Here is a 19,892-nt window from a genome sequence, read left to right as displayed (position 1 = left end):
CCTACGCCGCGACGAGATACGAGAAGACGGACTCGAGGGACTCGTCGGACGGCGAGACCGTGAGCAGGCGGATGCCGTGTTCCTTCGCGACCCTGGGCAGCAGGGACGTGAAGCGGGCGAAGTCGACGGCCTGGATGCGCAGGACACCCTCGCTGTGATCGACCTCGATGCCGGACGTGGACGGGTCGGCGATCAACGCGGCCGCGAGGACGCGGTCGTCGCTGGAGCGCACCAGGTAGCGGTGCGGGCGGTCCGTCATCAGGCGGCGGATCTTGCGGAAGTCACCGCTGGCCGCGTGCCGGCCGGCGACGACGACCTCGATGTGCCAGGCGAGCTGCTCGACCTCTTCGAGGATGTGGGACGAGAACAGTACGGTGCGGCCCTCGTCTCCCATGCGCCGCAGCAGGTCCATCAGCTGCATGCGCTGGCGCGGGTCCATGCCGTTGAACGGTTCGTCCAGCAGGAGCAGGGACGGCTCGTGGACCAGCGCGGAGGCCATCTTCACGCGCTGTCGCATGCCCTTGGAGTACGTGGCGATCTTGCGGTCCTGTGCGTACTCCATCTCGACCGTCGCCAGGGCCTGCTGGGCAGCCTTGGCACCCAGTCCGTGCAGTTCGGCGTTGGCGACGACGAACTCGCGGCCGGTGAGGAAGTCGTACATCCCCTCGCGTTCGGGGACGATGCCGATCTGCCGGTAGATCTTTTCGTTGCGCCACACGGTCTGGCCGTCGAGGGTGACGGTGCCGGTGGAGGGGGCGAGGAAGCCGCCCATCATGTTGATGAGGGTGGACTTCCCGGCACCGTTGGGGCCGAGGAGGCCGGTGACGCCGGGGCCGATGGTCATGGTGATGTCGTTGACGGCGACCACGTTGCCGAACCAGCGGGAGACGTGGTCGATGGAGAGCGTGGTCACAGACCCACCTTCCGGTAGCGGCGCGTCAGAAGGCCGTAGCAGGCCGCGATCAGGCCGAGGGTGATGAGGACGTACACCACGCCCTCGCCGTTCGACGGTCCCACTCCGCCGGGGAAGGCGGTGCTCGCGCCCAGGAAGGCGGACTGCACACCGTCGATGAGGGTGACCGGCGAGAACAGACCGATCCAGGCGATCGCCTGGGAGCTGTCCTGGACGTGGGCGATCGCCTGGAGAGTGGAGACCGCGCCGTAGGAGATGGTCAGCACGGCGATCACGGCGGCGATGCCGAAGCCGCGACGCGGGGTGACCGCCGCGATGACCAGGCCGATGCCGGCGAAGAGCAGTGAGAGCAGTGCCACCGAGACGAGCCCCTGCGCGAATCCCTTGGTCTGGTCGGTGAAATCGAGTTCGGCCAGCAGCGCGCCCACATAGAGCACCAGCAGGGGAGTGGCGGTCAGGATGAACAGGGCCGAGGTCAGGGCCGCGAACTTGGCACGTACGTAGTCGGCGGTCTCGATGGGCCGCGAGAAGTACAGCGGCACGGTCTTGAAGCGCAGGTCGCGCGAGACGGACTGGGGTGCCTGCGAGGCGATGTACAGGCTGATCACGGCCTGCATGATGATCGCGTAACTGGTGTAGTCGACGGGCAGTTCGTTCGTCTTGGTGGCCACTGCGACGGCCACCATGATGGCGGCGGGGATGCACATCACCACGAACAGCAGCATCGGCAGCACCTTGGACTTCGCCGAGCGGCCGAGGCCGTAGGAGCCGCGCAGGGACTGCGAGTACAGCGCGAGCCTGGCGTAGGAGCGGCCGAGGCGGGGGCCCTCGTAGGAGCGGTAGCCGATGTTGTGGATCCGGGTCTGGTCACCCGGCGTCGGTGCGGGTGTCCGCAGGGGCTGCTCAACCGCCATGGCCGACCGCCTCCTTCCGCTGCTCGCCGTTGCCGTGGCCGGCCCCGGTGTTCGTACCTGTACCTGTACCTGTGTCCGCGCCGGTGTCCGTGTCGTTCGTGAAGACCTCGGAGATGTGGTGGCGGCGCTGTTCCATGCGCACCAGGCCGAGTCCGAGGTCGGCGATCACGTCCCGCACCAGGTCGTAGGTCTCCTCGCCCTGGGCGGTGAGCAGAAGGATGTGTCCGGATCCCGGCAGCCCGCTGCCGTCCTGGACGGACACCCCGCGCGCGTGGAGCGCCTCACGCACCGCGCGGGTGCCGTCGGGGTGCTCGTCGGTGTCGGTGACCTCGATCGCGAGGGTCGTCGTGTTCTGCGTGAAGTCCGTGGTGGAGCTGGAGCGCAGCAGCTTGCCGCCGTCGACGACGACCACGTGGTCGCAGGTGCGCTCGAGCTCGCCCAGCAGGTGGGAGGTGACCAGGACCGAGATGCCGAAGTCGGTGTGGATGCGGCGGATCAGGCCGAGCATCTCGTCGCGGCCGACGGGGTCGAGGCCGTTGGTCGGCTCGTCCAGGAAGACCAGGTCCGGGTCGTGCACCAGGGCCTGCGCGAGCTTCACGCGCTGCTTCATGCCGGTCGAGTAGCCGCCCATGGGGCGGTAGCGCTCCTCGTACAGGCCGACATGGCGCAGGGTGTCCGCGGTGCGTTCCCGCGCGGCGGTGGGCGGCAGGCCGGACATGCGTGCCATGTGGACCACGAACTCGGTGGCCGAGACGTCCGGCGGCAGGCAGTCGTGTTCCGGCATGTAGCCGACCCGTTCCCGGATGGCGGCGCCCTCGGTCGCGACGTCGAGGCCGAGCACTTCGGCGCGGCCCTCCGTGGCGGGGGAAAGACCCAGAAGGATCTTGATCAATGTGGACTTGCCGGCTCCATTGGCCCCGACGAGTCCGGTCACACCGGGCCCGACGTCCATGGAGAGCCGGTCAAGCGCGGTCACCCTGGGGAACCGCTTGCTCAGGCTTTCGGTCGCGATCACTGTCACGTCCCCGACATTAGTGACCCGCGCCACGCGGATCGTCAGCCCGGAGAGCCGTCTTGGCATCCCCCTCTGGTCGTACGGGCCCGTAGGGGATCCTCCCGCCGGGGAGCTGTCTACAGCCAGGAGTCGCCTCTTGACCCGGCCTCCGGTGAGCTGCCAGATTCGCCGGTGTCACGCTACGGATACGGAGCGCAGCCCGCGGTACGGACGCGTGGCACAGCAGGCGGGCGCGGACGCAGGACCGCATGGCGCATGGCGCAGGACGCAGGACGCAGAGCGCGGCACAGGGCGCAGGCACAGTCGGCGGTACGGACGCATGGCGAGCCGCGAGACGGCGTCCGCCGGCGTGAACGGTGCGGGAGGGCCGCTCGGGCTCACCCGTCGGCGCGGGGCGAAGGGAAGTGACGTGCTTGTCCGGAACGGTGCTGCGGGGCGCGCGTGAGCGCCGGGTGCGTACGGGTGGCGTCGAGTTGTGCGTGGCGGAGCTGGGCGATCCCGGGCGGCCGACGGTCGTCCTGGTGCACGGCTACCCCGACAGCAAGGAGGTGTGGTCCGAGGTCGCACCGCGCCTCGCGGAGCGTTTCCACGTCGTGGCGTACGACATCCGCGGCCACGGGCGGTCCACCGCGCCGCGCCCGCTGCGGGGCGGTTTCACCCTCGAGAAGCTGACCGACGACTTCCTGGCCGTCGCGAACGCGGTCAGCCCGAACGAACCGGTGCATCTGGTGGGGCACGACTGGGGCTCGGTGCAGGCCTGGGAGTTCGTCACCGTCGGGCGTACCGAGGGGCGGATCGCCTCGTTCACCTCGATGTCCGGGCCGTCGCTCGACCACTTCGGTCACTGGATCAACCGTCGGCTGCGGCGGCCCACCCCACGCCGGGTCGGCCAGTTGCTCGGCCAGGGCGCCAAGTCCTGGTACGTGTACCTGCTGCACACACCGGTACTGCCCGAACTGGCCTGGCGCGGCCCTCTCGGCATGCGCTGGCCGCGCACCCTGGAGCGGTTCGAGAACGTCCCCCGCGGAGGTGACGGCCGCTACCCGACCTCGTCCCTGCCGTCGGACGCGGCGCACGGGGCATGGCTGTACCGGGACAACGTCCGGGCCCGGCTGCGTGCCCCCCGCGCGGACGCCTACGCGCACGTGCCCGTACAGCTCGTCACGCCGTCGGGGGACGCGTTCCTGTCGGAGCGGCTCTACGACGATCTCGAACTGTGGGCACCGCGGCTGACCCGTCGGACGCTTCCAGCGAAGCACTGGGTGCCGCGGACCCACCCGGACCGGATCACGACCTGGATCACCGGGTTCGTGACCTCCGTGGAGGCCGGCCGGACAGAGGTCACCGCCCCGGGGAGGTACGCGGAGCGGTTCGGCGGGCAGCTCGTCCTGGTCACCGGGGCGGGCAACGGCATCGGGCGGGCGACGGCGCTCGCTCTCGCCGAGGCGGGTGCGCGCGTGGTGGCCGTCGACCGGGACGAGGAGGCGGCGGCCCGCACCGCCGAGGAGGCCCGTTCGGCCGGAGCGTCAAAGGCGTGGGCCAGGGCCGTCGACGTGTCCGACGCGCAGGCCATGGAAAAGCTCGCCGAGGAGATCACCGCGGAGCACGGCGTGGTGGACCTCCTGGTGAACAACGCGGGTGTCGGTTTGGGCGGCTCCTTCCTCCGCACCACCCCGGAGGACTGGAAGCGGGTTCTCGACGTCAATCTGTGGGGTGTGATCCATGGTTGCCGGCTCTTCGGCGCGCATATGGCCGAGCGCGGACAGGGCGGGCACATCGTGAACGTGGCGTCCATGGCGGCGTACCAGCCGTCCCGGATGCTGCCCGCCTACAGCACGTCCAAGGCGGCGGTGCTGATGCTCAGCGAATGCCTGCGTGCGGAGCTCGCGGGCCAGGGAATCGGAGTGACGGCCGTCTGCCCCGGCATGGTCAGCACCGGCATCGTCTCCCGTACGCGCTTCGCGGGCACGGACGCCGAGGAGGAACAGCACCGCAGGCAGCGGGCGGTCCGCCTCTACGGGCTGCGCAACTATCCCCCGGAGAAGGTCGCCGCCGCGATTCTGCACGCGGTGGTGCGGAACGACGCGATGGTACCGGTGACCCCGGAGGCACGCGGCGCGTACATGCTGGCGCGGTGGATGCCGGGGGTACTACGCAGGATCGCTCGGGTGAAGTCCCCGGTGTGAAGCTGCGGCGAGGGCCGACCCGAAGCCCCAGGCGAGCGTCGGCCGGGCGAGCATCGGCCGACAGCCGACACCGCAGGGCCGTCCGGGAGCCGCCGATACGGTTGTCCACAGGGCCGACCGACCCGCTGTGGATAAACAGACTTTGCTGTGGATCAAACCTTCCGGTCAAAATCGATCGCGTGATTCGCGTCTCTCACGGCAGGCTGAGCGGATGGACGAAAGACGCACCGTGAAGGTGTCGAAGTACCTGGCCAGACATCTGCACCATCAGCCCGAGGCGATCGGGCTCACCCTCGACGAGGCCGGCTGGGTCGAGATCGACACGTTGATCACCGTGGCGGCCGCACACGGTTTCCGGTTCACCCGGGCGGAACTGGACCATGTCGTCGCCGCCAACGACAAGCAGCGCTTCGCGATCGAGGGCACCCGGATCCGTGCCAGCCAGGGGCACAGCATCGAGATCGACCTCGGACTGCCGTCGGCCACCCCGCCGTCGTACCTCTTCCACGGCACCGTCGCCCGCCACTTGGCCGCCATCCGTGCCGAGGGCCTGCTGTCCATGAACCGGCACGACGTGCACCTCTCCGCCGACCGCGCGACGGCGACCCGCGTGGGTGCCCGCAGAGGCCGCCCTGTGGTGCTCTCCGTGGACTCGGCCGCCATGCACCGTGACGGGCATGTCTTCCGGGTGAGCGCGAACGGTGTGTGGCTGACCGACACCGTGCCCCCTGGGTATCTGCGGTTCCCCGAGAGCCACTGACGCAGCGGTTTCCCGGCGGCCGACGGCACCGCATGATCAGCGGTATGGAACATCTGCCCACCACCGAGGCCGCCGTCATCGCCCTCCGAACGCTCGCGGACGTATACGGGCGCGAGGTCGAGGTGACCCATGACATCGGCGCCGACCAGACATCACGCCGCACCGCGGCAGGCGTGGGCGTGACCACCGACCCGGACGGCTCCCTCCCTCATGAGGCCTACGTCGAGTTCGGCGGCCTGCCCCGGGTCAGCGTGCGGCTCTATCCCGAGGACGACGCCCTGATCGACGTGGAGGGCGTGGAGTTCCCCGACGTTCCCCGCGACGAAGTGCCCACCTTCCTCCGCTCCGTCTTCGACGGCCTCACCCACGTCCGAAGCCGACGCTTCCCCCCGGGCCAATTCCTGATCGTGCCGCTGCCCGGCGACCGGACGCACAAGGAGTTCATCCCCATGATCGTCCTCACCCCTTGGCTGAGTGCACGCGTGCGGTGATCGCTGGACGCGTGACGACCGTTTCACGTGAAACATCTGGGGTCGGCAAAGCCACCGGTCTGGGCTCGACGGCATGAGTCCGCGCCTGAGCGCCGCGATCCTCCCGTACCGCCGCTGGAACGAGAGCAGCCGTTCGGCCTGAGAGCACGCCGAAGAGCTCGGATTCCACACGGGATACACCTGCGATCCCTGCCGTGACGCACCTTTCGAGACGACCAGCGGTTCGGCGCCCTTCCGGCCCTGACCGCCGCCGCGGCCGTCACCCTGATGGCCGGCCGTCCCGTTCCCCGGTGACGAGACGGACGAGAACTTGCGCCCGGCGCCTCGCTCACGCCTTGGAGGAACGGCAAGGTCCGCTGACCGGCGGCTCCGGCGGAACCACCGGGGTCCGTTACTCATCACCGGGACCCGTGGCGGACCGCCGGGCGGATGACCCCATGTACCGGACGAATCCGTCACCGCGTCCGGGGAAGACGGGCGGGATGGGAGAGATCCGGGTCGGAACCTGCTCGTGGACAGACAAGGCGCTGGTGTCCAGCGGCTGGTATCCGGCAGGCCACCGCGACGCGGAGGGCAGACTGCGGCACTGCGCCACACAGTTCCCGGTGACAGAGGTGGACTCCACCTATTACGGGCTGCCCAGCACTCGTAACAGCCTTCTGTGGACCGACCGCACTCCTGAGGGATTCCGGTTCAACGTGAAGGCGTTCTCCCTGCTCACCGGGCATCCGACGCGGCCGGAAGCACTGCCCGCCGAACTGCGCCCGGCCCTCGCACGGCAGCGGGAGCAGGAGCGGGCAGGCATCGATCCCGGACTGCTCGACGATGTGTGGGACCGGTACAGCGCGGCCCTCGAACCACTGCGCGCATCCGGTCATCTGGGGACGCTGGTTTTCCAGTTTCCCTACCGGCTCGTACCCCTCTCTGTCAAAGTAGGTCGAGTCAGGCATACTGGATGATTCATTGAGTCGAGGGCGGAGAAGGAGTAGTGCCCGGGTGGCCAGCACGAACGACCACGGGACCCCTGATCCGCAGGTGGAAGCCCGGTCGACCGGCCCGCGCCGGTATACCGCGGAGTACAAGGCGAGGATCCTCACCGAGTACGAGACCTTGGACAAGAAGGGCAAGGGTGCTCTGCTGCGGCGGGAGGGTCTGTACTCGTCGCTGATCACGACGTGGCGGCAGCAGCGGGACAAGGGCGCCCAGCAGGCGCTCGCCGCGCCGGCCGGACGGCCGAAGATGGACCCGAGGGACAGGGAGATCGCGAAGCTGAAGGCGGAGAAGGCCCGCCTGGAAGCCGATCTCGCGAAGGCCCGTACCGTGATCGAGGTTCAGGGAAAACTCTCCGCGCTGCTCGACCAGTTCGCCACGGACAGCGCCGCGAACCAGAACGGCGAGAACACCAAGTGATCGAGGCCGACCCCGCGGCCGTGTTCGACACCGCCCGCGACCACGCCCTCGAAGAGCTCACCGGGCTGGTCGGGCGCGTCCAGGCATGTGCCGCGCTCGGCGTGAGCCGGGCCACCTACTACCGCCACCACCGCCAGAGCCCCGCCCCGGCCAGGCCGCGGCAAAAACGGCGCCGGCACCCCCGCGCTCTCGCGCCCGAAGAGGAGATACGGGTCCTCGATGTGCTCCATTCCCCGGAGTTCGCCGACATGGCGCCCGCCGAGATCTACGCGGTCCTCCTGGACCGGGGTGTCTACCTGTGCTCGGAGTCGACGATGTACCGGCTCCTGCGACGCCGTGGCGAGGTCCGTGAACGCCGCCGTCAGGCCGTCCACCCACCAAGGACGGTGCCCGAGCTGGTCGCCGAGGGCCCGAACCGGGTCTGGAGCTGGGACATCACGAAGCTGAAGGGGCCGGTCAAGGGCGTCTACTACTGCCTCTACACGATCATCGATATCTTCAGCCGATACACGGTCGGCTGGATGATCGCCGACCGGGAGAACAAGGATCTCGCTGAGCGGTTCCTGTCCGAGACGATCGCCAAGTACGGCATCGGGCCAGGGCAGTTGACGATCCACTCGGACCGCGGGTCCCCGATGGTCGCGCAGAACGTCGCCCAGATGATGGCCGGTCTCGGCGTCACCAAGTCGCATTCGCGGCCGAAGACGTCGAACGACAACCCGTACAGCGAGAGCCAGTACAAGACCCTGAAATACCGGCACGACTTTCCCGAGCGTTTCGGATCCCTCGAGGACGCCCGGGCGTGGTGCACCCAGTTCTTCACCTGGTACAACGAGGAGCATCGGCACTCCGGGATCGGCCTGCACACGCCCTACGACGTGCACTTCGGTCTCGCCGGGCAGCTCCGCGAGATGCGTGCCGACGTCCTCCGGGCGGTCTACGCGAAGCACCCCGAACGCTTCGTCCGCAAGCTACCGGAGCCGCCGAAACTCCCCCAAGCGGCCTGGATCAACAAGCCGACACCAGACGGCCCACTGATCCCGGCACAACGTTAGAACGATCTACCTGCCTTGATCGCTTTGACAGGTTCCGTACCGGGCAGGCCGGCGGTGGAGTTCCTGCGCCAGTGCCGTGAGCGTGCCGCGGAATGGCCGATGGCCGTGGAGTTCCGGCACCCCGGCTGGTGGAGTGAGGAGCACGTCGATGCGACGACCGCCCTGCTGACGGAGCTGGACACGGCCGCCGTGGCCGTGGACATGGTGCAGACGCTTCCCGCTTCCGTACCACCGGTCGTACGGGTCACCACCCCGGGACTCGCCCTGGTGCGCTTCCACGGTCGCAACAGCGCGTGGGGCACCGGCACCAAAGAGGAGAGGTTCCGCCACTCGTACACGCCCGAAGAGCTCTCCGAGTGGACACCGCGTCCGCGAGATGGCCGAGCAGGCGCGGGAGGTCCACGTCCTGTTCAACAACTGCTGCGGTGACGCCGCCGTCCGTGCCGCGCAGTCGATGCGACACCTGCTCGGTCTCGCAAGGTCGTCCCCATGCGACTGAGCACTGTGGTTCTGTCGATCGACCGCCGACGCGAGGAGGGCCGCGACAAGTGGCGGCGCGCCGAGGAGCTGGGCTTCCACGCCGTCCACACCTACGACCACCTGCCCTGGCGGACCTTCCGGGACGGCCTCTGGTTCGGCGCGGTACCCACGCTCACCGCCGCCGCGGCGGCCACCGAACAGCTCCGGCTCGGCACGCTCGTCACCTCGGTCGAGTCTCGTTCACCCCTCACATGCTGACCTGTGGAAAAAGCACGGCAAGGGTTCAGGGAGGGCCGACGTGGACGCTCAGATCGACTCGACGGCGATGCGAGGGCGGCACAGTCGGCGCAGGTCACCCGTGTCGCTCGTGATGACCGTGACGTCGCCGTGCTCCATGTGAGCCGTGGCCGCGAGCATCGCACCGATGGCGTACTTGTGACCGTGCAGGCTTTCGGCGGCGAGCAGTCTGCTTGCCGCACGTGCGATCTCCTCCGTGACGGGGCGCACCTTGGCCAGGGAGACGGCATGGTCGAACGCCGACTGCGGCACCTTCGGGTCGCGTGCCTCCACCAGCGTGGCGGCGCTCGTCACGACGAGCAGGTCCAGTCTGCGGGCGACGTCCAGCCATACGGTCATGTCACGGTGGCGACGGGAGAGCTTGGAGAGGGCCTCGCTGTCGAGAACGAGGGTCCCGCTCATACGGCGTCCGCTGGAGCGGACTCACCGCGGTGGGCGGCGTGGTGGGCGCGGATGCGCTCGGCCTTGTCCGACACCTCGGCAGGGTCGACAGGACCGTGTTCCGCTTCAGCGGTGGCGATGTACTCGTCGATGGCCTCGCGCTGGAGCTGCCGCTGTACGGCCTCCTCGATGTAGGAGGAGACGCCTTGTTTGCCGGCGCGTGCGCGGATCGCCTCCAGGGTCTCGGCGCGCAGGGAGACGCTGGTGACTCGGGTCTTGCCGGGGCGGGGCGTACCCATAGGAAAAGTGTAGTACATGACCTGTTAACTCGCTGGCGCTCCGCGATGACTACCGGCGGCCGGCGGCGAGCCTGCTGAGGCGGTCGCCGATGACCGAGACGCCCGGACGGGGCTCGCTCTCGTAGTACCAGGGCTTGCGTCGGCGCAGCAGCGCCTCACCGTGCTCGCTCCAGGTGAATCCGGGTTCCCGCAGCAGTTTCCGGAACACCTCGTCAGCGGTCTCCGGGTGGGCGGCGGCCAGACGGCGGATCGGCAATGGCCCTATCGACTCCTCGCGCAGGTACGTGCGCAGCAGATCCCGGTGCCGCCCGCGGCCCGTGCGGGCGGGGTCCGCGAAGAGGTCCCGCAGCATCCCGTAGTCGGCGTAGAAGTTGAGCCCGTCGACCTCGTCGTAGATGACGCCAATGGTGTCCGAGTCCGCCAGTTCTCCCGGCAGTTCGAAGAAGGGCAGGTCCGGGCCGGGGAGCCGCCTGCGCCGGGCATGGCCGGGCCGTGCGGCGACGGCGGCCTCCTGGCGGTGGCGGTAGTAGGCGTTGAGGAGATCCTCGGCTTCGGCAGGCGGAAGGACCAGTTCGTCGCCGCCGCAGAACTCGATGAACGCGGCCCGGTCCTCCCGCATCCGCTGCCACCCCTGCTCGATCTTCCGGGGATTGCGGAAGACCAGTTCGGGTCGGCCGGTGGCGAGTTGCAGGGCGGCTTGGGCGATCTCGGTGGCGCTGGACCTGGGATAGCTCGACATCGCCCCGGACACCAGCCACGCACCGTCGGCCGATTGAATGGGTACCAGGCAGGTGTGGAGGAATCCTCCCTTGGATACTGCGCGGAACGCCGCTCGCCCGACGTTCGAGTAGGTGCGGTACTCCAGATCGTCGACAAGGTTCAGCAGGACGATGGCATCCCGTTCCTTGCGCTGGATCTCGAAGATGCCCTCGACCGGGTCACGCCAGCCGAGCAACATCTCCCGCTCGGCCGCGGTCAAGTCCTTCCGCCCGGCGACGAACCGGTCCACCACGGTCGAACCGTCCGGCAGGCGGGACCGCAGGATGAAGTGGTCGATGATCCGGATCGCCTCCCCCTCGTCCAACTGCCGCTCAGGCCCAGCGGCGTCCAGCAGGAGGGGCGTCAACCACCGATCGAAGCGGGCGCTCTGCGCGAAGGCGACCAGCTCCCCTTTCAACTCGGCACTGCGCTCGATGAGGCCGGCCAGTGACGGTCCGCCGGCACCCTGATGCGTGCCCTGTACGGCGTCAGCCACGTTCAGCCCTTCCACGCAAACCAGTTCCGCCCGAAGCGTGAGGCGCCCGGCCTCCACCTGCCCAGTGGCGGTACGCCTCGATCCACTCCGCACCCGTAGGTGCCGGGCTGGGCAACGGCAGCTCCAGGATGCCGATCGACTGTCGGACGCGGCCACGAGAGCACAGGGCGACGACCCTGCCGTCGGGCATGAGGTCAACGCCGTGCACAGTGACCTCGACGCCGAGAACCGCGGTGGTGAAGGGCAGGTCGAGGTACTCCTCGAGCATGGTGAACAGACCGGTCCGCTGCTCGTCCTCGCCGTAGGCGTCGACAGTCGCCTCTTCGATCATGGCCTCGAGTTCGGCCCTTCCCAGCGCGCCCATGGCGCCACGGTAGCGCCCTCCGCCGCGACGCCGGCGTGGCTTCCCGGATCTGCTCCGTCGGCTCATCCGTGGCAGCGGGAAGCCCGCGTAGGGTCGGGGTCATGCGTCTGAGTACGGTGATCCTCCCCATCCACCCGTGGGGCAAAGCACAGAAGACCTGGCGGCGTGCCGAAGAACTCGGGTTCCACGCCGCGTACACGTACGACCACCTCTCCTGGCGGACCTTCCGGGACGGGCCGTGGTTCGGTGCCCTTCCCACGCTCACGGCCGCAGCCGTCGTGACGCAAAATATCCGTTTGGGTACGCTCGTCACGTCGCCGAACTTCCGGCACCCGGTGACCCTGGCCAAGGAGCTGATCTCCCTCGACGACATCTCGGGTGGACGCGTCACCCTCGGTATCGGCGCGGGCGGCTCCGGTTTCGACGCCACCGCGCTCGGCCGGGAGCCGTGGACCCCGCGCGAGCGGGCGGACCGCTTCGCCGAGTTCGTGCCGCTGCTCGACCGGCTGCTCACGGAGGACTCCGTGTCGTACGAGGGCGACTTCTACGCGGCACACGAGGCCCGCGGTATCCCGGGGTGTGTACAGCGGCCCCGGCTGCCGTTCGCCGTGGCCGCCACCGGACCGCGCGGGCTGCGGCTCGCCGCCCGGCACGGGCAGGCGTGGGTGACCACGGGTGACCCCAAGCTGTACGAGAACGGCACATCTGAACAGTCGGTGCACGCCCTTCGCGGTCAGGTGGAGAAGCTGGCCGATGCCTGTGCCGAGATCGGGCGGAACGTGGCCGAGCTGGACAAGATCCTGCTCACGGGGTTCACCCCGGACCGGGGGCGCCCGCTGGAGTCCCTGGACGCGTTCGTCGACTTCGCGGGCCGCCATACGGAGCTGGGCTTCACCGAGATCGTGCTCCACTGGCCCATCCCCGATTCGGACTTCGCGGCGGACCAGAAGATCTTCGAGCGGATCGCCATGGAAGCACCGGCCCAGCTGGGCTGAGCGGGCGGGCAGGCGGGCAGGCGGGCAGGCGGGCAGGCGGGCAGGCGGGCAGGCGGGCAGGCGGGCAGGCGGGCAACGAACCGGATCGATGTCCGTAGCCGACCCTCACCGCCACTGCCCCGGTTTCAGCTTCGGCTTCGGCCGTCTCAACCGTTTCGGCAGCTCACCGAGCGCGGTAGCCCCTCATATGTGCGGAGTGCCGCACGGCCGTGCGGGCTCATACGGGACAATGGCCAGGTGACCTCAGCGACCGCACAGCCCGAGACCCCGGGCTCCCCCCAGTTCTCGACCTCGCTCGAGCGGGGAGACAGACCTGTCACCCCGCCTCGGCTCATCGCCACCGACCTCGACGGCACCCTGCTGCGCGACGACAAGTCGGTGTCCCCCCGCACGGTCGCCGCACTGGCCGCCGCCGAGGAAGCAGGCATCGAGGTCTTCTTCGTCACCGGCCGCCCGGCACGCTGGATGGACGTCGTCAGCGACCACGTCCACGGCCATGGGCTCGCCATCTGTGGGAACGGCGCCGCCGTCGTCGACCTGCACGGCGGTGCCGGTGCCCATCGTTTCGTGAAGGTACGCGAGCTGGCCCGGCAGAACGCGCTGGACGCGGTGCGACTGCTGCGCGAGGCAGCGCCGGGCACCATGTACGCCGTCGAGCAGACCTACCGCTTCAACCAGGAGCCGGCGTATCCGAAGCTGCACATGGAGATACCGGACGTCCGCGCCCCGGCCGAGGAACTGCTGGCGCCGGGTGGCCCCGCGGACGACGAGCCGGTGCTCAAGATCCTCGCCCACCATCCCGAGCTCGACCCCGACGCCTTCCTCACCCTGGCCCGGCTGGCCATCGGCACCCGCGCCAATGTCACCCGCTCCAGCCCCAGCGCCCTGCTGGAGATCAGCGGCCCCGACGTGTCGAAGGCCAGCACCCTCGCCCTGTGCTGCGCCGAGCGCGGGATCTCGCACGAGGAGGTCGTGGCGTTCGGGGACATGCCCAACGACATCGAAATGCTGACCTGGGCGGGCCGTTCCTACGCGATGGGCAACGCCCACCCGGACGTCCTCACCGCCGCCTCGGGGCGCACGGTCGCCAACAACGAGGACGGCGTGGCCGTGGTGATCGAACAACTGCTGAACCGGCTGCCGTGACCAGGTCCGATCACCCGGTGGGGCGATCGCCTCAGGTGGACCCGACGTGGACGGCAGAGCGCGTCGGGCCCGGTGCTCGCTCAGAGCGTCAGCCCGCGTTGCGCCAGCCACGACACCGGGTCCACCGCCGAGCCCATCTCGGGCGTGATCCGCACCTCGAAATGCAGGTGCGGCCCGGTGGAGTTGCCGCTGGTCCCGGACTGGCCGATCCACCGGCCGGGCGAGACGCGCTCACCCTGCTCCACGGCGACGGCGGCCAGGTGGGCGTACTGCGTGTAGTAGCCGCCCGCGTGCTCGACCACGACCTCCATACCGAAGGCACCTCCGCAGGAGACCTTCACCACCTTGCCCACACCCACGGACCGCACCGGCGTGCCGATCGGTACCGCGAAATCCTGGCCGGTGTGCCGGTTCGCCCAACGTGCACCGCCGCTCCCGTAGGACGCGGACAGCGTGTAGATCTCCACCGGTGTCACCCAGGATTCGTTGAACCGGGTCTCCGGCTGATCGAGCCGCACCGCCCCGCGGCAGGAACCGGCCGCCACCGAGGCGTCCGCCTGGCCCTGTAGCTGCCACCGCGCCGTCTCGAGCTTCTGCTCGATGCCGTTCTTGAGGTCGGCGAGCTCCTTGTTCCGCTTCTCCAGCGCCTTCCACGCCCCCTCTGCCTTCGCCTCGTCGCGGGCGAGCCGGGCCTCGGCCCGCGCGTTCCTCTCGATCGCGTTGTCGAGGGTCAGGTTCGCCTTCCACACGGCACGCTGACCGCGCATCACTTTCTCCGGGTCGTCCGCGAGAATCATGTGCACGGTCAACGGCAGCCCGCCGCCACTGCGGTACTGGGACCGTGCGATGCGGCCGAGGTCATCGCGCAGGACCTCGGACTCCTGGCGCTCCCGGTCGAGCAGTTCCTCCAGACGTCGTACCTCGGTCCGCTGCCGGTCTGCCTGGCGCCAGCCTGCCTCGTACTTCAGTGTCGCCGCGGCCGCCTCTTCGTAGAGCCGAGCCACTTGGGCGCTGGTCCCGGATTCCGGGCCGTGGCCCGGAGCGTACGGCCCGTCGCCCTCCCCGTCGGTGGGACGGGCGGCGAGCACGGTGAGCGCGCACAACGGCACGGCGACGAGAAGCGGATGACGACGGGTGAGGCGCATGACAGCGATCCTGGGCCCGCCCCGGCCCACGGTCCTGTTCATGTCGTACGCCTGGGGGACCGTACGACCCGGATGGACCAGGGGTACCGCCGAACAGGGTCCCCTATGATCGAGGTTGACGCCCCGACAAGCATTTTGCGTCACGCGCACGATCCCCGGCGCGCCCGCCTCGTCACATGTGCCCGTCGTGCCCGGTCAGCCCACCTCCACCAGCTCCACCAGCTCCACCAGCCGGTCCGACTCCGCCTCGCGCCGCGCCATCCGGCGCAGCGGTCCGGCCGCGGCGGCCAGTTCCCCGTACCCGCCGCGCTGCACCACACGCCCCTCGTCCAGCACGATCACCTCGTCCACCGCCTCGAGCCCGGCCAGCCGATGGGTGATCAGCAGCGTCGTACGGCCCTCGGTGGCGGCCAGCAGGTCGGCGGTGAGCGCATCGGCGGTCGGCAGGTCGAGATGCTCCGCGGGTTCGTCCAGCACCAGCACGGGGAAGTCCGCGAGCAGCGCCCTGGCCAGTGCCAGACGTTGCCGCTGACCGCCGGAGAGCCGCGCCCCGTGCTCGCCGACAAGTGTGTCCAGGCCGTCGGGCAGGCTGTCGGCCCACTCCAGCAGCCGGGCCCGGGCGAGCGCGTCGCGCAGTTCTTCCTCGGTGGCTTCGCGCTTCGCGAGCAGCAGGTTCTCGCGCACGGAGCTGTCGAAGAGGTGGGCGTCCTGCGCGCACAGCCCGATCAGTCCTCGTACGTCGTCGCCGTCCAGGGCGTACGCGTCCACACCGGCCAGCGTGTACGAACCGGCACCCGGGTCCAGGAACCGCAGCAGCACCTGTGCGAGCGTCGTCTTGCCGGAGCCGGACGGGCCGACCACCGCGATCCTGCGGCCCTGTTCCAGCGTCAGGTCCAGTCCGGCGAGCGCGTCCCGTTCCTGCCCGGCGTGCCGGGCCTCGAGTCCCCTGACCACGAGCGGGAACGGCGACGCGGGTGCCTGCCGGGGCTGCTCCGGCTCCTGTACGGGCACCGGGGCGTCCAGGACCTCGTACACGCGCTCGGCGCTCTTACGCACTCTCTGCCGGTGCTGCACCGCGAGCGGCAGCCCGAGTACGGCCTCGAAGGCCGCGAGCGGGGTGAGGACGACGACGGCCAGTGCCACTCCGTCCAGCCGGCCGGCGGCCACCGCCTGGACGCCGACGAGGGCCGCGGCCGTGACGGTCAGGCCCGAGACGAGTGCGGTGAGCCCGTCGCCGAGGGCGGTGGCGGTGGCGGCGCGCGAGGCGATCCGGGTGAGCACACCGTCGGCCCGCCGGACTTCGGCGGTCCGTGCGGGCAGAGCGCCGGCGACCGTCAGTTCCCCGGTCCCGGTGAGCAGGTCGGTGGCACGGGTCGCGAGGACTCCACGGGCGGGCGCCAGCCTGCGCTCCGCACGCCGGGTCACGGCGCCCGTGAGCAGGGGCAGACCCACTCCCGCCGCGAGCAGCCCGGCCGCGAGGACGGCACCGGCCTCGGGGAGCAGCCAGGACGTGAAGCCGACCGACAGTGCCGAGACGACGACCGCCGCCCCCGCCGGCAGCAGCCAGCGCAGCCAGTAGTCCTGAAGCTCGTCCACGTCGGCGACCAGCCGGGAGAGCAGGTCGCCCCGGCGGACCCCGCGCAGTCCGGCGGGCGCCAGCCGCTCCAGCCGCCGGTACACCGCGACCCTGGTGTCGGCCAGCATCCGCAGAACCGCTTCGTGCGACACGAGCCGTTCGGCATACCGGAACACGGCCCGCCCGATACCGAAGGCCCGGGTCGCCGTGACGGCGACCATCAGGTACATCACGGGCGGCTGCTGCGAGGCCCGGGAGATGAGATACCCGGACGTCGCCATGAGGCCCACGGCGCTGCCCAGCGCGAGGCTGCCGAGCAGCAGTGCGAGCGTGAGCCGCCCTCGACGGGCACCGGACATGGCACGGACGCGGGCCAACACGCCTTCCGCTCCGGCTTCCGTGACCGGCTCGGCCGGCGTCGGGCCCGCGGAGTCGGCGGGCTCGGCCTCCTCCACCCGTTCCCAGTCGAGTGCGGGCTGGACGTCCGCCCGCTCCCGGCCGGCACCGAGGAAGGTGTCACCGTGCTCGGGCAGCGGCCGGTCGCCGGGCGCGGTCTCCGTCAGCCGCACCACGCGGTCCGCCACCGCGAGCAGCGCCGGACGGTGTACCACCAGCAGCACCGTCCGGCCGGCCGCCAGGCGTCGTACCGCCGTCACGATTTCGGCCTCGGTGGCGCCGTCCAGCGCGGCCGTCGGCTCGTCGAGCAGCAGCACGGGCCGGTCCGCGAGGAACGCACGGGCCAGCGCGAGCCGTTGCCGCTGCCCTGCGGACAGTCCCGCCCCGTCCTCGCCCAGGACCGTGCCGATGCCCTCGGGAAGCGCGTCCACGAACTCCAGGGCGCCCGCGTCCCGCAGAGCCCGGCGGACGGCGTCGTCGTCCGCGTCGGGCCGGGCCAGGCGTACGTTCTCGGCGACCGTCCCGGCATACAGGTGCGGCCGCTGCGGCACCCAGGCCACCTGGCTGTGCCACCGGACCGGATCGATGCCGGTGAGATCCGCTCCCCCGATCCGCACCCGCCCCTCGGCCGGCCGCACGAAGCCCAGCAGCACGTTCAGCAGCGTCGACTTGCCCGTCCCGCTCGGTCCGACGAGCGCGACCGTCTCACCGGGTTCGACGGAGAAGGACACGTCCGACACGGCGTCCGCCGACCGTCCGGGATAGCGGACGGTCACGCCCTCGAAGGACAGGGCACCCGACGGCACCGCCCCGGTTCCCGGTGCCGGCACGGGTGTCTCCAGGACCTCGAAGATCTCCTCTGCGGCGGCCAGCCCCTCCGCCGCCGCGTGGTACTGCGTGCCGACCTGCCGCAGGGGCAGATACGCCTCGGGGGCGAGGATCAGGATGAGCAGGCCGGTGTACAGATCCATGTCGCCGTACACGAGCCGCATGCCGATCGTCACGGCGACCAGTGCCACCGAGAGGGTGGAGAGGAGTTCCAGCGCGAAGGAGGAGATGAAGGCGATCCGCAGGGTCCGCATGGTCGCCCTGCGGTACTCGGCGGTGATCCGCCGGATCGACTCCGCCTGTGCCTTGGCCCGTCCGAACACCTTCAGGGTCGGCAGTCCGGCCACGACGTCCAGGAAGTGGCCGGACAGCCGGGACAGCAGCTCCCACTGCCGGTCCATCCGGGACTGGGTGACCCAGCCGATCAGCATCATGAAGGCCGGGATGAGCGGCAGGGTGACGACGATGATCGCGGCCGAGACCCAGTCCTCGGTGACGATCCGCGCCAGCACCGCCACCGGAACGACCACCGAGAGCCCCAGCTGGGGCAGATAACGCGAGAAGTAGCCGTCGAGGGCATCGACCCCACGGGTCGCCAGGGCGACCAGTGAGCCGGTCCGCTGCCCGGTCAGCCACCCCGGGCCGAGTGTCGTCGCCCGCTCCAGCAGCCGGCCCCGCAGCTCCGACTTGACCGCCGCACTCGCCCGGTGCGCGGCCAGCTCGGTGAGCCAGCCGACCAGGGCACGGCCGACCGCGACGCAGGCCAGAAGCACCAGGGGAGTGCCGAGGTCGGCCACGGCCATGCCGTGCTGGAAGGCACCCACCACCACCTCGGCGATGAGCATGGCCTGAGCGATCACCAGCACCGCGCCGACGACGCCCAGGGCGACCACCGCCACCAGGAAGAGCCGTGTGGCACGGGCGTAGCGGAGCAGGCGTGGGTCGATTGGTTTCACGTGAAACACACCTCAGTGCACGGGATCGGCGATGTGCTGGGTGCCGATCCGCTTGCGGAAGACCCAGTACGTCCAGCCCTGGTAGAGCATGACGAGCGGCAGGGCGATCACCGCGAGCCAGGTCATGATCTTCAACGTGTAGTCGCTGGAGGAGGCGTTGGTGACGGTGAGGCTCCACTCCGCATTCAGCGTGGAGGGCATGACGTTCGGGAAGAGCGTCAGGAAGAGCATCGTCACGGCGGCCACGATGGTGGCGCCGGACAGGGCGAACGACCAGCCCTCGCGCCCCGCCTGGTTCGCCACCAGGGCGGCGACCAGCGCGACGACCGTGACGGCCATCGCGATCAGACTCGCGCCGTCACCGCTGTCGATCTGCGTCCATCCAAGGAAGACCAGCGCGAGGACGGCGGTGAGCAGCCCTACCCGCAGGGCCATCTGCCGGGCCCGGTCCCGGATGTCCCCGACGGTCTTGAGCGCGGCGAACACGGCACCGTGGAAGGTGAAGAGCGTCAGCGTGACCAGACCGCCCAGCAGCGCGTACGGATTGAGCAGGTCCAGGACACTGCCCACGTACTCGAAGTCGGAGTCGATCTTCACTCCGCGCACGATGTTGCCGAAGGCCACGCCCCAGAGGAGCGCGGGGATGAGCGAGGTCCAGAAGATCGCCGTCTCCCAGTTGCGCTGCCAGTGCTCCTCCGGCCGCTTGACCCGGTACTCGAAGGCGACGCCCCGGACGATCAGGCAGACCAGGATGACCAGCAGCGGCAGGTAGAAGCCGGAGAAGAGCGTGGCGTACCACTCGGGGAAGGCCGCGAAGGTCGAGGCTCCGGCCGTGAGCAGCCATACCTCGTTGCCGTCCCAGACGGGGCCGATGGTGTTGATCAGCACCCGCTTCTCGGCGCGGTCACGGGCGAGCAGCCGGGTGAGGATGCCGATCCCGAAGTCGAAGCCCTCCAGGAAGAAGTAGCCGATCCACAAGAAGGCGATCAGAACGAACCAGACGTTGTGCAGTTCCATGACTCTGCGGCTC

Annotated in this window: 15 protein-coding genes and 4 pseudogenes; 9 read left to right on the top strand and 10 right to left on the bottom strand. The window is 69.9% G+C overall.

Annotated features, from left to right (window positions below):
- Window position 1: 1 nt before the first annotated feature.
- From V4Y04_RS18895 to V4Y04_RS18885, 3 genes are read right to left on the bottom strand one after another with little or no spacing between them, the layout of a single operon-like run.
- Entirely contained in the window at window positions 2-913 is a 912-nt protein-coding gene (locus tag V4Y04_RS18895) for an ABC transporter ATP-binding protein (RefSeq protein WP_055591752.1), read from the bottom strand.
- Window positions 910-1,827: an ABC transporter permease gene (locus V4Y04_RS18890; RefSeq protein WP_332429380.1), complete on the bottom strand. Its 918-nt coding sequence runs from the start codon at window positions 1,825-1,827 to the stop codon at window positions 910-912. The genes V4Y04_RS18895 and V4Y04_RS18890 overlap by 4 nt, the downstream gene beginning before the upstream one ends.
- Window positions 1,817-2,842, bottom strand: coding sequence for an ABC transporter ATP-binding protein (locus V4Y04_RS18885; RefSeq protein ID WP_332432907.1), 1,026 nt, complete (start codon window positions 2,840-2,842; stop codon window positions 1,817-1,819). Before V4Y04_RS18885 ends, V4Y04_RS18890 begins: the two co-directional genes overlap by 11 nt.
- A gap of 413 nt (window positions 2,843-3,255) precedes the next feature.
- Between V4Y04_RS18885 and V4Y04_RS18880 the strand changes: the two genes are divergently transcribed.
- From V4Y04_RS18880 to V4Y04_RS18840, 7 genes and pseudogenes are all read left to right on the top strand, one after another.
- Complete coding sequence (locus V4Y04_RS18880) at window positions 3,256-5,028, top strand: SDR family oxidoreductase (protein ID WP_332429379.1); 1,773 nt, start codon at window positions 3,256-3,258, stop codon at window positions 5,026-5,028.
- Window positions 5,029-5,239: 211 nt separating this feature from the next.
- The gene (locus V4Y04_RS18875; RefSeq protein ID WP_332429378.1) at window positions 5,240-5,788 is read left to right on the top strand and encodes an RNA 2'-phosphotransferase; all 549 of its coding nucleotides are present in this window, start codon (window positions 5,240-5,242) and stop codon (window positions 5,786-5,788) included.
- Window positions 5,789-5,820: 32 nt separating this feature from the next.
- Complete coding sequence (locus tag V4Y04_RS18870) at window positions 5,821-6,279, top strand: hypothetical protein (protein WP_332429377.1); 459 nt, start codon at window positions 5,821-5,823, stop codon at window positions 6,277-6,279.
- Between the two features lie 482 nt (window positions 6,280-6,761).
- Window positions 6,762-7,199: pseudogene (locus tag V4Y04_RS18860) on the top strand (DUF72 domain-containing protein); the annotation flags it as partial.
- Between the two features lie 76 nt (window positions 7,200-7,275).
- Window positions 7,276-8,744 (top strand): annotated as a pseudogene (locus tag V4Y04_RS18850) (IS3 family transposase).
- 39 nt (window positions 8,745-8,783) lie between these two features.
- A pseudogene (locus V4Y04_RS18845) lies at window positions 8,784-9,243 on the top strand (DUF72 domain-containing protein); the annotation flags it as partial.
- Window positions 9,234-9,476 (top strand): annotated as a pseudogene (locus V4Y04_RS18840) (LLM class flavin-dependent oxidoreductase); the annotation flags it as partial. The pseudogenes V4Y04_RS18845 and V4Y04_RS18840, both read left to right, overlap by 10 nt.
- Window positions 9,477-9,530: 54 nt before the next feature.
- Here the strand turns inward: V4Y04_RS18840 and V4Y04_RS18835 are convergent.
- The 4 genes from V4Y04_RS18835 to V4Y04_RS18820 are packed head-to-tail and all read right to left on the bottom strand — an operon-like array spanning window position 9,531 to window position 11,820.
- Window positions 9,531-9,923, bottom strand: a complete 393-nt coding sequence (locus V4Y04_RS18835; RefSeq protein WP_332429374.1) for a DNA-binding protein — start codon at window positions 9,921-9,923, stop codon at window positions 9,531-9,533.
- On the bottom strand, window positions 9,920-10,201 hold the full coding sequence (locus V4Y04_RS18830) for a hypothetical protein (RefSeq protein WP_332429373.1): 282 nt from the start codon (window positions 10,199-10,201) through the stop codon (window positions 9,920-9,922). Before V4Y04_RS18830 ends, V4Y04_RS18835 begins: the two co-directional genes overlap by 4 nt.
- Before the next feature lie 49 nt (window positions 10,202-10,250).
- Window positions 10,251-11,456: a hypothetical protein gene (locus V4Y04_RS18825; RefSeq protein WP_332429372.1), complete on the bottom strand. Its 1,206-nt coding sequence runs from the start codon at window positions 11,454-11,456 to the stop codon at window positions 10,251-10,253.
- A complete protein-coding gene (locus tag V4Y04_RS18820; RefSeq protein ID WP_332429371.1) occupies window positions 11,449-11,820 on the bottom strand; it encodes a hypothetical protein in 372 nt (123 codons plus the stop codon). Before V4Y04_RS18820 ends, V4Y04_RS18825 begins: the two co-directional genes overlap by 8 nt.
- A gap of 101 nt (window positions 11,821-11,921) precedes the next feature.
- Here V4Y04_RS18820 and V4Y04_RS18815 point away from each other — a divergent pair, with 101 nt between their 5' ends.
- Complete coding sequence (locus V4Y04_RS18815) at window positions 11,922-12,815, top strand: LLM class flavin-dependent oxidoreductase (protein WP_332429370.1); 894 nt, start codon at window positions 11,922-11,924, stop codon at window positions 12,813-12,815.
- A gap of 219 nt (window positions 12,816-13,034) precedes the next feature.
- A complete protein-coding gene (locus V4Y04_RS18810; RefSeq protein ID WP_332432906.1) occupies window positions 13,035-13,961 on the top strand; it encodes an HAD hydrolase family protein in 927 nt (308 codons plus the stop codon).
- An 80-nt stretch (window positions 13,962-14,041) separates the two neighbouring features.
- Here the strand turns inward: V4Y04_RS18810 and V4Y04_RS18805 are convergent, their stop codons facing one another.
- The 3 genes from V4Y04_RS18805 to cydB all read right to left on the bottom strand — a co-directional run bounded on the left by V4Y04_RS18805 (window position 14,042) and on the right by cydB (window position 19,879).
- On the bottom strand, window positions 14,042-15,106 hold the full coding sequence (locus V4Y04_RS18805) for a M23 family metallopeptidase (RefSeq protein WP_332432905.1): 1,065 nt from the start codon (window positions 15,104-15,106) through the stop codon (window positions 14,042-14,044).
- A gap of 195 nt (window positions 15,107-15,301) precedes the next feature.
- Window positions 15,302-18,862: a thiol reductant ABC exporter subunit CydD gene (cydD, locus tag V4Y04_RS18800; protein WP_332429369.1), complete on the bottom strand. Its 3,561-nt coding sequence runs from the start codon at window positions 18,860-18,862 to the stop codon at window positions 15,302-15,304.
- A 12-nt stretch (window positions 18,863-18,874) separates the two neighbouring features.
- Window positions 18,875-19,879, bottom strand: coding sequence for a cytochrome d ubiquinol oxidase subunit II (gene cydB / locus V4Y04_RS18795; protein ID WP_332429368.1), 1,005 nt, complete (start codon window positions 19,877-19,879; stop codon window positions 18,875-18,877).
- Window positions 19,880-19,892: the final 13 nt, after the last annotated feature.

The organism is Streptomyces sp. P9-A2 (assembly GCF_036634175.1).
In the GTDB taxonomy this organism is placed as follows: domain Bacteria; phylum Actinomycetota; class Actinomycetes; order Streptomycetales; family Streptomycetaceae; genus Streptomyces; species Streptomyces pratens.
Note: the sequence above shows the minus strand (reverse complement) of the source record. Positions and strands in the feature narration are given on the sequence as shown.

Excerpts from the sequence above, each read along its gene's own strand:
- V4Y04_RS18890 (WP_332429380.1), bottom strand. The coding sequence starts at position 1,827 with ATGGCGGTTGAGCAGCCCCTGCGGACACCCGCACCGACGCCGGGTGAC.
- V4Y04_RS18875 (WP_332429378.1), top strand. The coding sequence starts at position 5,240 with ATGGACGAAAGACGCACCGTGAAGGTGTCGAAGTACCTGGCCAGACAT.
- V4Y04_RS18870 (WP_332429377.1), top strand. The coding sequence starts at position 5,821 with ATGATCAGCGGTATGGAACATCTGCCCACCACCGAGGCCGCCGTCATC.
- V4Y04_RS18835 (WP_332429374.1), bottom strand. The coding sequence starts at position 9,923 with ATGAGCGGGACCCTCGTTCTCGACAGCGAGGCCCTCTCCAAGCTCTCC.
- V4Y04_RS18830 (WP_332429373.1), bottom strand. The coding sequence starts at position 10,201 with ATGGGTACGCCCCGCCCCGGCAAGACCCGAGTCACCAGCGTCTCCCTG.
- V4Y04_RS18820 (WP_332429371.1), bottom strand. The coding sequence starts at position 11,820 with ATGGGCGCGCTGGGAAGGGCCGAACTCGAGGCCATGATCGAAGAGGCG.
- V4Y04_RS18815 (WP_332429370.1), top strand. The coding sequence starts at position 11,922 with ATGCGTCTGAGTACGGTGATCCTCCCCATCCACCCGTGGGGCAAAGCA.
- V4Y04_RS18805 (WP_332432905.1), bottom strand. The coding sequence starts at position 15,106 with ATGCGCCTCACCCGTCGTCATCCGCTTCTCGTCGCCGTGCCGTTGTGC.
- cydB (WP_332429368.1), bottom strand. The coding sequence starts at position 19,879 with ATGGAACTGCACAACGTCTGGTTCGTTCTGATCGCCTTCTTGTGGATC.